Source organism: Acidobacteriota bacterium (assembly GCA_033549365.1).
In the GTDB taxonomy this organism is placed as follows: domain Bacteria; phylum Acidobacteriota; class Aminicenantia; order Aminicenantales; family Saccharicenantaceae; genus JAWSUF01.
In genome coordinates, this window is sequence record JAWSUF010000023.1 from 1 (window position 1) to 12,256 (window position 12,256).

Below are 12,256 nucleotides of genomic sequence, written 5' to 3' on the forward strand. Positions count from 1 at the left end.
CTACACCGAGACAAGAGCTATCATCATGATATACAATAAGTTCCGAGTTGCCGAAAAAACTATTGGCGAAAGTCGGGTCAGAAACCGAGGGATGGGATTGCGGCCATTGCGATCCCGGATGGGCCTTGCCTGGGTGACATAGGTCCCGATGCATCTTGTGAAGAGATTCACCCGCGGCTGAAGGCCGGATACCGTCCGCCTGCGCCTACTCGATATAAAGCGCGTCAATGATCGGCTTGAAGTTTTTCTCGACGACGTTCCGCTTGACCTTGAGCGTCGGCGTCAGCTCGTCGAACTCGGCATCGAAGTCCTTGTCGAGGAGGGCGATCTTCTTGATCCGCTCATAGGGCGCCAGGTCCGGCGTGCTGCGGTTGACCTCGGCCGTCATGAAGTCGACGATCTCCTGTTTCTTGACGAGGTCGGCCGGTCCCTCGAAGGCGATACCGTTGTCCTTGGCATAGGCGGCGAGCTTGTCGAAATCGGGAACGACGAGAGCCGAGACGAACTTGCGGTTCTGGCCGACGACGACGGAGTTCAGGATGTAGGGATTGGCCTTCAGCAGGTTTTCGATGGGCTGCGGCGCAACGTTCTTGCCGCCGGCCGTGACGATCAGGTCCTTCTTTCGGTCGGTGATGACCAGGAAGCCGTCCTTGTCGAAATGGCCGATGTCGCCGGTGTGAAACCAGCCGCCGGCCATGACCTCGCGGGTCTCGGCCTCTTTCTTGTAATAACCCAGCATGACGTTCGGACCGCGGGCCAGGATCTCGCCGTCCTCGGCGATCTTGAGCTCGACGCCGGGTGCAGCCGCGCCCACCGTCCCGAAACGGAGCTTCTCAAACGAATTCACGGCCAGAACGGGCGCGGTTTCGGTCAGGCCGTAGCCCTCGAGGATGACGAGCCCCATGGCATGGAAGAACTCGGCGATGTCGCGCGAAAGCGGCGCCCCACCCGAGACAAAGAACCGGATCCGCCCGCCTGTCTTGGCCGTGATCTTGGAGAAGACGAGCTTTGCGGCCAGGCCGCGCTTGATCCGGAGCGAGGCCGGAACGGGTCGCCCCTCGAGCAGGCAGGCGCTGTGTTTCTTTCCCGTGTTGAGCGCCCAGAAGAACAGCTTCCTCTTGACCGGCGATCCGGCCAGGACGTTGTCGATGACCCGCGTGTAGATCTTGTCGAAGAGCCGCGGCACGCTGACCATGATGGTCGGCCGGACTTCGAGGAGGTTCTGGGCCACGGTGTCGATGCTCTCGGCGTAGGCGATGGTCGCGCCGTTGTAGAGGAAGGAAAACGTCGTCATCCGTTCGAGGACGTGGGAGAGCGGCAGGAAGGACAGGATCGTGTCTTCGCGCGTGAAGGATACGACCTTGTCCATGGCCCGGATGTTGCTCATGAAGTTGCCGTGGGAGAGCATGACGCCCTTGGGAACGCCCGTCGTCCCCGAGGTGTAGATGATCGAGGCCAGGTCGCCGGGGTTGACGAGCCGGGCCGTGTCGTCGAACCGCCGGGGCGAGGCGGCGAGAATGGGCGCGCCGCGGCCCATGACCTCGGACATCGTCAGCACGCCTTCGGCTGCGTCGTCCTCGATCAGGATGTAGCGGGAAACCTTGGGCAGACCGCCGCGGATCGCCTCGACTTTCAGCCACAGGTCGCGGTTCGAGCAGATGACGATCTTGGCCTCGGAGTCGTTGATGATGTATTTGATCTGCTCCGGCGTGAGGCTCGTGTAGACGGGCACGGTGGCCGCGCCCGCCGACATGATGGCGAAGTCGGCGATGGCCCATTCCGGACGGTTTTCGGAGAGAAGGATGACCTTGTCTCCGGGCTGGAGGCCGAGTTCTCGGAGACCGAGCGAGAAGCTCCGGACCCGGCGGTCGGCTTCGGCCGAAGAGATGGGGGCGTAAGTCCCATCGATCTTGCATAGGAAAAGATCATCCTTGGGATAGGACGCGATCGTGTTCATGAAGAGTTGACTCAGAGTTTCGACCATGGCTGTCTCCTTCTTTTGTATTCGTTAAAGGCCGTTGGGCGACCTTGTCCGTGCTGACAATATTCTTGCCCATGTCATCCGTAAATACGGGGCGCATCCGGGAGGGCAAAAAGTTCCCATATGTTGCCCTCATCAGAGATAAAACCCCGAAAACGGGGAGAACCGCTATCGGACGCGCGGGCCTTTTCGAATGAATGCTGATCCGAATAATGAAATGACGGCTCCGCGGATCTCAATCGCATCGGTACTATGCGCCCCGCTGTTCGTGCTCAAGCAGCCAGGCCTTGCGCTCGATCCCGGCGCCGTAGCCCGTCAACGAGCCGTCGGCGCCGATGATGCGGTGGCAGGGCACGATGACGGCCACGGGATTGGCGTGGTTGGCGCCTCCGACGGCCCGGGCCGCGCCCGGACGTCCCACGGCGCGCGCGATTTTTCCGTAGCTTGCGGTCTTTCCGAAAGGGACCTTCATCAGGGCGCGCCAGACTTTCTTCTGGAAATCCGTGCCTTGGAGGTCGAGGCGGCAGTCGAAGGATTTGCGGCGGCCGGCGAAGTATTCCTCGAGTTGGCGGGCGCAATCGCGGAGTGGAGCCGGGACGGAGGCGCGGGAGGCGGCCTGCGCAGACATTGCAGCGGCTTTTCCGGATGCCATCTTCATCGCGGACATTTTCGCGGGGGCGCCCTTCTTCGCGAAATTTACCGAAACAACCCCTTTTTCGGTTCCGGCGATCTCCAGCATGCCGACGGGCGACGGGACGAGAAGCTTGTGCATCACGGCTTCACCTCTGCCTCGTAATCTATGGTTTGCCGCCGAAAAAAGCAAGACCCGCCCCTTCGGCCCTTCGAACCTGGTTTGAGTTCAATATGTAGCGAACATGTCTTATCCAGACCTGATTCTGTTCTGGACAATGGTGCTGGGGATGGAAGAAAGACTGTAAATGTAGTGGCGACTTTGGCTTCTTTAAACGTGTGTCTGTAATGATATCAACAAAACGATGTCACTAACTGGCGAACTTATGGTAGTGCTGCGTCCGGGAACCGACAACTGGTTCCACCCTCGTCAAGCACTGCGCTATGACCTGGATGTCACCCTGTTGACTTGTTCTTTCTTTTACCCGCAAGGCTCAGCAGCTCACCGAGCTTTTTATAGACATCCCGGCGGTGGCCGACGGCCACGACCAGGACGACCAACTCGCCGCTCCGGACACGGTAGATGATCCGGTAGTCCGACGTTCTCAGCGACCGTAATCCCGCAAGCTCATGAGACAGAGGTTTTCCTTTCTCCGGCTCGGCGGCCAGAGACTCAACCGCGTTTCGGACGAGCCTCCGGATCGAGGGATCCAACTTTTCAATATTTCTTTTCGCCTCTTGCGTGTAAAAAATTCGGTGGGCCGGGCCTCTCATTTTTCCGGGAAAACCTCGTCGTGGGCGTGGAGGCGCCCGGCCTTCTCGTCGGCAAGCCCCCGATCGAGCCGGGCCATGAACTCGCGGTCGCTGAGGACCTCCAGGGTTTCGATCAGAGACTCATATTCTTCGACGCTCAGCAAAACCCCCTCGGGCTTGCCCCGGTGGGTGATGGCATAGGTCCCGCGCTCCTCCCTGATCTTGCGGACAAGGCTCGACAGGCGGGCTTTGGCCCGGCTCAGAGGCACAATATCGGAGTATTCAGCCATAACTCGCTCCCATGAATGGTCTGTTAATGGACCACTTTATTGGTCATATCAAAGATATGTCTTTCCGTGGCAACTGTCAAGTCGAAAAGCCCCTTGACTCACCCGCCGGACACGTTAGAATCATAGAGCAAGGAGGCGTCATGGAATATCGTTTTCTCGGCCATTCGGGTCTCAAGGTGTCGGAGCTTTCCTACGGAACATGGGTGACGTTCGGCGACCAGATCGGGGAGGATGAGGCCTTCCCGTGCCTCACGGCCGCCTGGGACGCCGGCGTCAACTTCTTCGATACGGCCGAGGTCTATGCGCGCGGCCGGGCCGAAACCCTTCTGGGCCGGCTCATCCGCAAGGCCGGTTGGAAGCGCTCGGACCTCGTCATCGCCACAAAGATTTTCTGGGGCGGCCCCGGGCCGAACGACAAGGGCCTGTCCCGTAAGCACATTATCGAAGGCATGAACGCCTCGCTCGAGCGCCTCCAGATGGACTACGTCGATCTCGTCTTCTGCCACCGGCCGGACAAGGACACGCCCGTCGAAGAAACCGTCCGGGCCATGACCCACCTCATCAACACGGGCCGGGCCATGTACTGGGGGACGAGCGAATGGAGCGCGACGCGGATCATGGAGGCCTGGGCCGTCGCGCGGCGCGAGCACCTCATCCCGCCGACCATGGAGCAGCCGGAATACCACATGTTCCACCGCGAGCGCGTCGAGAGCGAATATCGAGACCTCTACGCGCGCATCGGGTTGGGAACGACGATCTGGAGCCCGCTTGCCGGCGGGCTGCTCACGGGGAAATACGCCAAGGGCGTCCCTGAGGGGACGCGGCCGACCGTCCGCGGCTACACGTGGCTCAGGAAGCGGTTCGAGGGCGCGGCCGCGGCGGACATCCTGGCCAGGACGGGGAAACTGGCGAAGCTTGCGGCCGATCTCGATATCACGACGGCCCAGCTCGCCCTGGCCTGGTGCCTGAAGAACCCGAATGTCAGCACCGTGATCACCGGGGCGTCACGGGCCGAACAGGTCGTCGAGAACATGAAGGCGGCTGAAGCTGTAAAAAAACTCAAGCCCGCCGTCATGGAGCGCATCGAGGAGATTCTCGGCAACCGCCCGGCGCCGGAACCGGATTACAAAGCCTGAGTTCGTAAACGGAAGCCGGCGGCCTTTTCCGAGACCCGGTGCTATTCAGGCCTCGGCACAACCACCCGAACGGCCGCCGGAACCACTTCCACCTCGACCGGCGTGCTGCCCACGACTTCCCCGTCTGCCTGGACCGGGATTTGTCGACCGGCGCTCACTTTAACCGTCTGCCGCGCCAGATCACATTCGATCTCTTTCTTTCTCGGCCGGCCGAACGCCAGTTGTATCGCCACTTGCAGGTAATCCCAGACGGTGAGCGCTCTCATCACGCACACCGATACCACGCCATCATCGGGCTGCACATCGGGCCCCAGGTTGAACGGTTTGATCCCCACCATCCGGCTGTTGCTGACGTAAACTTCGGAGGCTCTGACTGTTTTGGTTTTCCCGTCGATCTCCAATTTAAAGCGGTTCAACCTCCGCCCGCCAAGCTGCAGTATCCCCGTCCATAGGTAAGCGAACTGACCCCAGTGACGTTTCTCCTCCCGGCCCGTTTCCTGCATGGTCATGGACGTAATCCCCATGCTTACACTTAACAACGATAAACACCCTTTCACCCTCATGCCATCGATCCGGCGCGTATGGAACCCCTCAACCAGCAACTGGACGGCATCATCCGGGTTCAGTGGAATGTCCAGCTCCCGAGCCAGCATATTCCCGGTCCCGAAGGGGAGGATCGCCATCGGGACCTGGCGACCGACCAACCCGGCAGCCACGGCGGATACGGTGCCGTCGCCGCCGGCCGCAACGATCAGGTCGAAGCCGCGCTCCAAAGCTTCGGCTACGACTTCGGACACATTGTCCTTCCCTGTTGTCTCGAAGATCTCATAAACGCACCCCGACAGGTGCGCCTCGAGCAGCCGGCGCAGTTCTTCGGCATCCGCGTTCCCGCCTACGGGGTTGGCGACCACGAATATTTTCATAGGAACCCTCTTGTCTTCTGAAAGATTTAAACCCTTTATTACGGGAATTGGCTTTTTTGCTCCGTCATAGCCGTTATCACGAAATCCGGATCACGGCCGCCAGGACGGCCGCCAGGAACAGAACGACCGCAACGGCCGCCGTAACCCATTTTAAGCTTTTCGTTCTCATGCCGGCCTCCTTCAATCCAGAAAAGAAAACACTTCCACGTGAATTCTTTTGTCTTTGATGCCGAGAGCGTGAAGGTTATCGATGCTCTTATATAAAAGCGGCGGAGGGCCCACCAGGTAAAATCCCATCTGCTCCTTGCTCGTGTCCACGTGCTTTTGAATCATGTCTTTGTCGATATACCCGCTCTCGCCCGTCCAGTCTTTTTCAGGATTCTGCAACACGGGAATGAATTTCAGGTTGGGAAAATCCCCCCGCTCCATGTCCCGGAGTTCATCATAAAAAACCACCGATTTTCTGTCCGGACTTCCGTAGAGCAGGGTTACGGGAATGCTTTCCTTCTTGTCCCGCATGTATCGGAGCATGGACATCAACGGCGTGATGCCGACTCCCCCCGCGATAAACACCAGCTCCTTCTCATCCGGATGGAAGAGATAGGAAAAGCGGCCGAAGGGCGCATGAATCACGGCTTGATCTCCCGGCCGTGTTTCTCCGATGGTGGACGTGAAATCTCCCAACGCCTTAATGGTGGAGGCAACAAAGCCCTCCTGAGTAGGGCTGGATGAAATGGTCCAATGATGCTCCTCTTCGGGAAGGCCCCGGTTCCTGAGAAACGTGATGAATTGAAACTGGCCGGGGATGTAATCAAAACGCTTTTGCCGGCCTGGAGACATTTTGACGGTCCAGACGTTCTCCGCTTCCGTTTTCACCTCCGTCACCTCATAAGGCCTCCGGCTCAATCTCCACGGCCGGATAAACCGGTGATAAACGAAGACCGAAATCGCCGTGCCCAACAGAACAATCCACAAGGCCCTCATCCCTTGCCCTTGCAGATCTCCGCCGATAAACCAGCTGTGGGTGAAAGCCAAAACCAAAAGTGCGGGACCCAGAAGGTCATGAAACACCCGCCAGCGTTCAAATTTCAGATGGAGTTTGGTTTGATAAACGCTGATGAGCACATTGACCGTCACCAGGAAAAGCGCGATTTTACCCAGCCAGATGATGAGGCCTCCGCCCCATAATAAGCTCCAGGCTCCATATCCAACGATCATCAAAAAAGGATGGGCCAAAAGGATCAAGACTGCGAAAATGCTGAGATTCCGGTGGTAGCGGATGACGATATCGTATCCGAACGGTCGGGACAGCCATTTCAGCCTGGAAGCCAGCACCGCCTGCAGAGCCAGGATGACGAAGCCCATCAAGCCGAAATTTTTGGCCAGATTGATGACAAAGCCATCTCCGGCCGGTCCGGTCAAAAGAGCCAGCAGCACCGGCAAAAGAACAATCAGCACATAGGCCGAAACCAAAATGACGCCTTTTTTCATGGACATCCCCTCTCTTCATATATTTTTATTATATGCTCCCATTCTTTCTTTTTAAAGTCCGAGACCCGAATTTCTCCTCCTTTTCCGTTTTTCAATATTGCCTTTTGGCATATAATGAGGCGCGCCATGCGGCGGCCATTTTCGCCGGCGAACGGCCGACATCACCGGCCACCGGCAGATTGGAGATCCGACATGAAAAAACACTTTATTTATCTTGCCGCGGCAGCGCTCGCGTTTTCTATGGGCGGCGCCGGACATGCGGCCCCTGACACCATAAAAGTCATCACCACCGCCTCCCTCATCGAAGAGATGATCGACCTCACCGCCCTGACGCGCTTTCCGAACCCGGCCTACAAGACCGTCCAGTTCTCCTCCTACGACCGGCGAAGCACGATCCCCGACGGGCCGGGTTGGTTCGCAAACTCCGACGGCTTCGGCCGCGAACCCATCCCGAACTTCGAGAAGGTCCTCAAGGCGCCCGGTCAGGACGGCATCGGCGAATACCTGATGGCCGAGGTCAACGGCCCCGGGGCCGTCGTCCGCCTCTGGACGGCCGCAATCCGGGGCCGCGTCCGCCTCCACCTCGACGGCCGGAGCACGCCCGTCTACGAAGGCGAGGCCGAGTCCTTCTTCCGCTTCCCCTACGACGCCTTTCCCCAGGCCAAGACCCTCGACCCGGACCTCATGCGCCGCACGCTCTACCAGCGCGACGCCGCCTATGCCCCGATCCCCTTCCAGAAGGGCATGAAGCTCGTCTGGATCGGAAACGTCCAGGAGATCCACTTCTACCAGATCGGCGTCCGCCTCTACCCGGGCGGGACGCGGGTCCGGACGTTCTCGCCGGGCGACCTGGTCGATGCCGCGGGGACGATCGCGCGCGTCGCGGCCGTTCTGGACGATCCCGACGGACGCTATCCGTTCCGGCCGGACGGCCGGGAAACCGCAATCCGCGCCTCGCTTCTCCCCGGAGAGAAGCGGGAGATCCTCAAGATCGAGAAGGGGCCGGCGGCCGTCGAATCCCTGAGCCTGAAGCTCGACGCCCCCGACCGCGATCTGGCCCTGCGCCAGACCGTCCTCCACATCCTGTGCGACGATTTCTATTGGGGCCAGGTTCAGGCGCCGGTCGGCGATTTCTTCGGCGCCGCGCCGGGCGTCAATCCCTACGCGTCGCTGCCCTTCTCCGTCCATCCGGACGGGACCATGGTCTGCCGCTTCGTCATGCCCTTCCGCAAGTCGCTCCGGATCGTCCTCGAGAATATGGGCGCCCAGCCGGTCGAGGCCGCGGGCACCGTCCGGACGGCCGACTATGCCTGGCGGGACGGGGAGTCCATGCACTTCCGGGCCCGCTGGCGCGCCGATCACGGCCTTCACGCCTCGAACCGCGAGGTCCAGGATCTGCCGTTTCTTGCGGCCTCGGGCCGGGGCGTCTATGTCGGGACGACCTCCTACATCATGAACCCCTCGCCCGTCCCCACGCCCTACGGCAACTGGTGGGGCGAAGGCGACGAGAAGATCTTCGTCGACGGCGAGGGTTTTCCCTCGACCTTCGGCACGGGCTCGGAGGACTATTACAATTACTCCTGGTCCTCCCCGGACATTTTTTATTTCCCCTACTGCGGCCAGCCGCGAAACGACGGGCCGGGAAACCGCGGCTTCGTAACCAATTTCCGCTGGCACATCCTCGACCCGCTGCCCTTCCGGACGGGCATCCGCTTCGACATGGAGCTCTATCCCCATGAGCCGACGCCGGATTTGTCCTATGCGAGGATCGGCTATCATTATGCGGTGCCGGGCTGCATGGACGACCACATGCCGATCACGCGGGAGGATGTCCGGCCGCTTGCCCTGCCGGAGACCTGGACGCCCGCGGCGCGGATGGGCGCAAGGGATTCGGTGTTTTTTGAGGCGGAGGCTGTGGTGGTTGAGGAGCGGGAGGCGGGAGAAAGAGAAAAAGAAAGCGACACCCGATATCTGGGAGGCGCGATCTGGACAAGAGGCGCTGCGTTGCTGTGGCTGCCCGAAGCGGCAGGCGCAACAAAAACTTTCGTGCTGAAGGCCGAGGAAGCCGGCCGGATGCGCCTCCATGTTACTTTCGCCATGACTCATAATTCCGGCCGCGTCTCAGCCACGCTGAACGGTAAGCCCGTGAAGTGGGATGGCGGGTCCGATGATGGCGTGCTCGACCTCCGCGCTCCTCATCGCGTCCTATCGCGAGTGTTCAGTTTGCCACCAATGGATCTCGACGTCGGCGACCAAACGCTGATACTTAAGTTCGAAGGCGCCGCCAATGATATTACCCAACCCGAGATCGGGGTTGATTTCATTTGGCTGCAGAAGGCAGCGAATTAGTTTTTCTACTGTATCCAATCACGCCCGCAAACGAACGGCTGTTCAGTATCGCCAAGATAACTCACGGAACCTGATCATCTTCAGGCATTGAACTTCTAATCACCCTCACGGCTCTATATCGATCGGCGTCCCATTGGGAATCGCGCGCCATAGTTCATCCATCTCTTTATTTGTCACAACGATGCAACCCCGTGACAAATCCACAAGCCGATGCAGCTTGCCCAGTCGGCCGAACCTGTTGGGCAAGCCGTGAATCATGATGTCTCCGCCCGGCGAAACTCCCTTTTCCCGCGCAGCTTGAATATCCTTTTGATTGGGGTAAGAAATATGAAGTGCAAGGTAATATAAACTCTTCGGATTCCGAAAGTCGATCGTATAGCGGCCTTCCGGCGTCTTGTTGTCGCCCTCGCGCTCTTTCGGACCGACCGGAACGCGCCCCAGAGATATCTTGTATGTCTTCAAAGGCTCGCCTTTAAAATACAGTGTCAGTCGGCGACGGGATTTTTCCACAACCACGAGATCAGCCCGCATATCCGGCGACAGGGGGTTTTCAAGGTGATTCGCCCATAGAAATATTGCGCCGATAGACACGGTGATCAATCCGATAACCGTTATCACCCATAAAAACCCTTTTTTTATCATATCTATGAAATCCTCCTCTCGCAGAGATCGTATTTTTCAAAGCAACTTATATTGGTCAAAAGTCATTCCTTATTGCCCAGCTATAAATACATATGTTCTTGGAAAATAATCAGCTCTCAAGCAAAGTTTTGAGTTATCAGCAACAGTCGGCCTCTGAAAACCACGCAGCCGATCCCTTCAACCCTCCAGCCGGGGAACATGAGATTCCGGCAGAATGACCTCGCCCGCCGCGCCGGCGAAATGGATCGTCATCCCCCGTTTCAATCGCACGGACGCCCCGACGTGCACATCCTTAACCCGGCCGTCCGGCTGCACCGCCGTCCATTTGTCCGGACCCAGATTTTTCAAGCCCCACAGGTTTTTTTCGGAGGGGTGCCTCTCCATACGGGCCGCCGGCATGGAAAAATCATAGAGCCGGCCCCGCACAAGATGGTGCGGATAAAGTACGGTATCATGGTTGAGGGCCGCCGCATCGCTCCCGATTTTCACAAACGCCGGCAGCATGATTTTCCGCCGGCATGACCAGCAATAGCCGGGCCGGTGCCCCGTGCTCTTTCCAGTCGCGGCATCGAAAAAATTTTCGGCGCCGCAGGCGGAACAGTAGACAATCGCATCGCGCAGGACGACCATGGCCCGGCGCCATTCGCTTTCCCGAACACGCCGTCCCGAGCGGCAACGCCTGAGATCGCCGAAAGAGCGGGCGAAAAGTTCCTGCAGCCACCGGGGATAGAGCGGCCAGAACGCCAGGGCATTGTCATGGCTGCCGGCAACGGGCCGGTTCCCGGGATCATGCGGATCGAAAATGAAAAGAGGATTCATCCCGTAAAGCTCGCGCATGGCGGCCATGTCCAGGCAGCGGATGCGCAATTCCCGCTCACCCTCCAGGGGATGATGGACGACCAGCAGGTAAAACAGCAGCACGGCCAGAGAAAAAAGATCGGTCTCAATACAGGGGCCGCTCTCGCCCCGGATGATTTCAGGGGCCATGAAACGCATGGTCCCTTCGATATGTCCGGCCTGCCCGTCCACATCGACGTTGTCGTTGTCGCAAATCCGGATTTCGCCGGATTTCGGATCGAAAAAGACATTTCCAAACGAGATGTCGCGGTAGCAGAATCCCTTGGCATGAAGCTGGAGGTAGTTGTGCGCCAATTCGAAACCGGCCGTCGCCAGAACTCGGAAACTCGGCTCGATCCGCCGTCTCATGAGTTCGCTCAATCCCCGGAAACGCGGTTCCCGCAGAGGCATCAGGTAGCCCTCGCCGAGGACGCCGGAGACGGTCACCCTTTCGAGCGGCCAGAGAAATCGATCGCTGGGAGGTCCGGCGGCGATGATCCTGTCCAGGCGGGGAATCAAGCCCGGATCTCTTCGCAGATATTCCGGATCATACCACTTCAAAGCCAGGGCTTCGTTTCCCCGGGTCACGCGATAGACTTCTCCCTGACCGCCGGAACCTAGAAAATCCCCCACGCGGCCCTGCCGTTCGCCGGGCCTGCCGGAAACCACGGTCATTCCTTTGGCGAGCATATGGCGCATTAAAGCCTACCCTCCAAACGAGCCAAAATGTAGATAACGGACACGGTAAAGCCGAAAAGAAGCGGCAAGCCCAGCACCGGGCCGGCGGTTTCGAGGACGATATCCATCGACCGAGCCGTGAAACCGAGAAACGGAGAAGTCAGAACGATGATGAGATCCACGGTGACCGCCATCCCTAGAACTCCGGGCCAGTAAACGCCGGACGAGCGGCGGCGGCCAAGCCGTTTTCTCGCACCGGGGAGGGAAGCTGCCGGAATGAGCGGCTTCCTCGCACCCGAAGCCAGTCCGAGCGCCTCAATCCAGGCCGCAACGGCCCAGGCGCAGACCTCGGGCGCCAGGCCCCGCGATTTGCGCAGCTTTTCCACAAGAAGGCCGGTCGTCGCATCCATGGATCCGTTTTTCGCGGCGGTTAGAAGCGACTGGGGAACATTCTCGCGCAGGGCGGTCACTAGCCCGACTTTACGACTTATGGATTGCGCCATCTGTATCTTGTAGATATGTGGATGTTTAGCAGGCTATAGGCGT

The 12,256-nt window shown here is 59.2% G+C and carries 11 protein-coding genes; 2 read left to right on the plus strand and 9 right to left on the minus strand.

Annotation, left to right across the window (positions count from 1 at the left end; translation table 11 throughout):
* Window positions 1-205: 205 nt before the first annotated feature.
* The 4 genes from SCM96_15280 to SCM96_15295 all read right to left on the minus strand — a co-directional run bounded on the left by SCM96_15280 (window position 206) and on the right by SCM96_15295 (window position 3,654).
* Window positions 206-1,984 carry a long-chain fatty acid--CoA ligase gene (locus tag SCM96_15280; protein MDW7761987.1) on the minus strand — a complete coding sequence of 593 codons (1,779 nt, stop codon included), beginning with the start codon at window positions 1,982-1,984 and terminating at the stop codon, window positions 206-208.
* A gap of 247 nt (window positions 1,985-2,231) precedes the next feature.
* Entirely contained in the window at window positions 2,232-2,753 is a 522-nt protein-coding gene (locus SCM96_15285; GenBank protein MDW7761988.1) for a methylated-DNA--[protein]-cysteine S-methyltransferase, read from the minus strand.
* Between the two features lie 314 nt (window positions 2,754-3,067).
* Complete coding sequence (locus SCM96_15290; GenBank protein MDW7761989.1) at window positions 3,068-3,385, minus strand: type II toxin-antitoxin system RelE/ParE family toxin; 318 nt, start codon at window positions 3,383-3,385, stop codon at window positions 3,068-3,070.
* Window positions 3,382-3,654 carry a type II toxin-antitoxin system Phd/YefM family antitoxin gene (locus SCM96_15295; GenBank protein ID MDW7761990.1) on the minus strand — a complete coding sequence of 91 codons (273 nt, stop codon included), beginning with the start codon at window positions 3,652-3,654 and terminating at the stop codon, window positions 3,382-3,384. Before SCM96_15295 ends, SCM96_15290 begins: the two co-directional genes overlap by 4 nt.
* Window positions 3,655-3,794: 140 nt before the next feature.
* Between SCM96_15295 and SCM96_15300 the strand changes: the two genes are divergently transcribed.
* Window positions 3,795-4,790: an aldo/keto reductase gene (locus SCM96_15300; protein ID MDW7761991.1), complete on the plus strand. Its 996-nt coding sequence runs from the start codon at window positions 3,795-3,797 to the stop codon at window positions 4,788-4,790.
* A gap of 41 nt (window positions 4,791-4,831) precedes the next feature.
* On the opposite strand, the gene SCM96_15305 is transcribed toward SCM96_15300, so the two are convergent.
* Together SCM96_15305 and SCM96_15310 are read right to left on the minus strand one after the other, a co-directional pair.
* The gene (locus SCM96_15305) at window positions 4,832-5,713 is read right to left on the minus strand and encodes a diacylglycerol kinase family lipid kinase (GenBank protein ID MDW7761992.1); all 882 of its coding nucleotides are present in this window, start codon (window positions 5,711-5,713) and stop codon (window positions 4,832-4,834) included.
* Window positions 5,714-5,893: 180 nt separating this feature from the next.
* Complete coding sequence (locus SCM96_15310; protein ID MDW7761993.1) at window positions 5,894-7,210, minus strand: ferredoxin reductase family protein; 1,317 nt, start codon at window positions 7,208-7,210, stop codon at window positions 5,894-5,896.
* 186 nt (window positions 7,211-7,396) lie between these two features.
* Here SCM96_15310 and SCM96_15315 point away from each other — a divergent pair, with 186 nt between their 5' ends.
* A complete protein-coding gene (locus SCM96_15315) occupies window positions 7,397-9,553 on the plus strand; it encodes a glycoside hydrolase family 172 protein (protein MDW7761994.1) in 2,157 nt (718 codons plus the stop codon).
* A gap of 105 nt (window positions 9,554-9,658) precedes the next feature.
* Here SCM96_15315 and SCM96_15320 read toward each other — a convergent pair whose 3' ends face one another.
* The 3 genes from SCM96_15320 to SCM96_15330 all read right to left on the minus strand — a co-directional run bounded on the left by SCM96_15320 (window position 9,659) and on the right by SCM96_15330 (window position 12,213).
* Entirely contained in the window at window positions 9,659-10,195 is a 537-nt protein-coding gene (locus tag SCM96_15320; GenBank protein ID MDW7761995.1) for a L,D-transpeptidase family protein, read from the minus strand.
* Window positions 10,196-10,372: 177 nt separating this feature from the next.
* On the minus strand, window positions 10,373-11,731 hold the full coding sequence (locus SCM96_15325; GenBank protein ID MDW7761996.1) for a serine/threonine protein kinase: 1,359 nt from the start codon (window positions 11,729-11,731) through the stop codon (window positions 10,373-10,375).
* A complete protein-coding gene (locus tag SCM96_15330) occupies window positions 11,731-12,213 on the minus strand; it encodes a hypothetical protein (GenBank protein MDW7761997.1) in 483 nt (160 codons plus the stop codon). The genes SCM96_15325 and SCM96_15330 overlap by 1 nt, the downstream gene beginning before the upstream one ends.
* Between the last annotated feature and the right edge of the window lie 43 nt (window positions 12,214-12,256).

Coding starts and splice junctions, on each gene's coding strand:
- SCM96_15280 (MDW7761987.1), bottom strand. CDS start 1,984: ATGGTCGAAACTCTGAGTCAACTCTTCATGAACACGATCGCGTCCTAT.
- SCM96_15285 (MDW7761988.1), bottom strand. CDS start 2,753: ATGCACAAGCTTCTCGTCCCGTCGCCCGTCGGCATGCTGGAGATCGCC.
- SCM96_15290 (MDW7761989.1), bottom strand. CDS start 3,385: ATGAGAGGCCCGGCCCACCGAATTTTTTACACGCAAGAGGCGAAAAGA.
- SCM96_15295 (MDW7761990.1), bottom strand. CDS start 3,654: ATGGCTGAATACTCCGATATTGTGCCTCTGAGCCGGGCCAAAGCCCGC.
- SCM96_15300 (MDW7761991.1), top strand. CDS start 3,795: ATGGAATATCGTTTTCTCGGCCATTCGGGTCTCAAGGTGTCGGAGCTT.
- SCM96_15305 (MDW7761992.1), bottom strand. CDS start 5,713: ATGAAAATATTCGTGGTCGCCAACCCCGTAGGCGGGAACGCGGATGCC.
- SCM96_15310 (MDW7761993.1), bottom strand. CDS start 7,210: ATGTCCATGAAAAAAGGCGTCATTTTGGTTTCGGCCTATGTGCTGATT.
- SCM96_15315 (MDW7761994.1), top strand. CDS start 7,397: ATGAAAAAACACTTTATTTATCTTGCCGCGGCAGCGCTCGCGTTTTCT.
- SCM96_15320 (MDW7761995.1), bottom strand. CDS start 10,195: ATGATAAAAAAAGGGTTTTTATGGGTGATAACGGTTATCGGATTGATC.
- SCM96_15325 (MDW7761996.1), bottom strand. CDS start 11,731: ATGCGCCATATGCTCGCCAAAGGAATGACCGTGGTTTCCGGCAGGCCC.
- SCM96_15330 (MDW7761997.1), bottom strand. CDS start 12,213: ATGGCGCAATCCATAAGTCGTAAAGTCGGGCTAGTGACCGCCCTGCGC.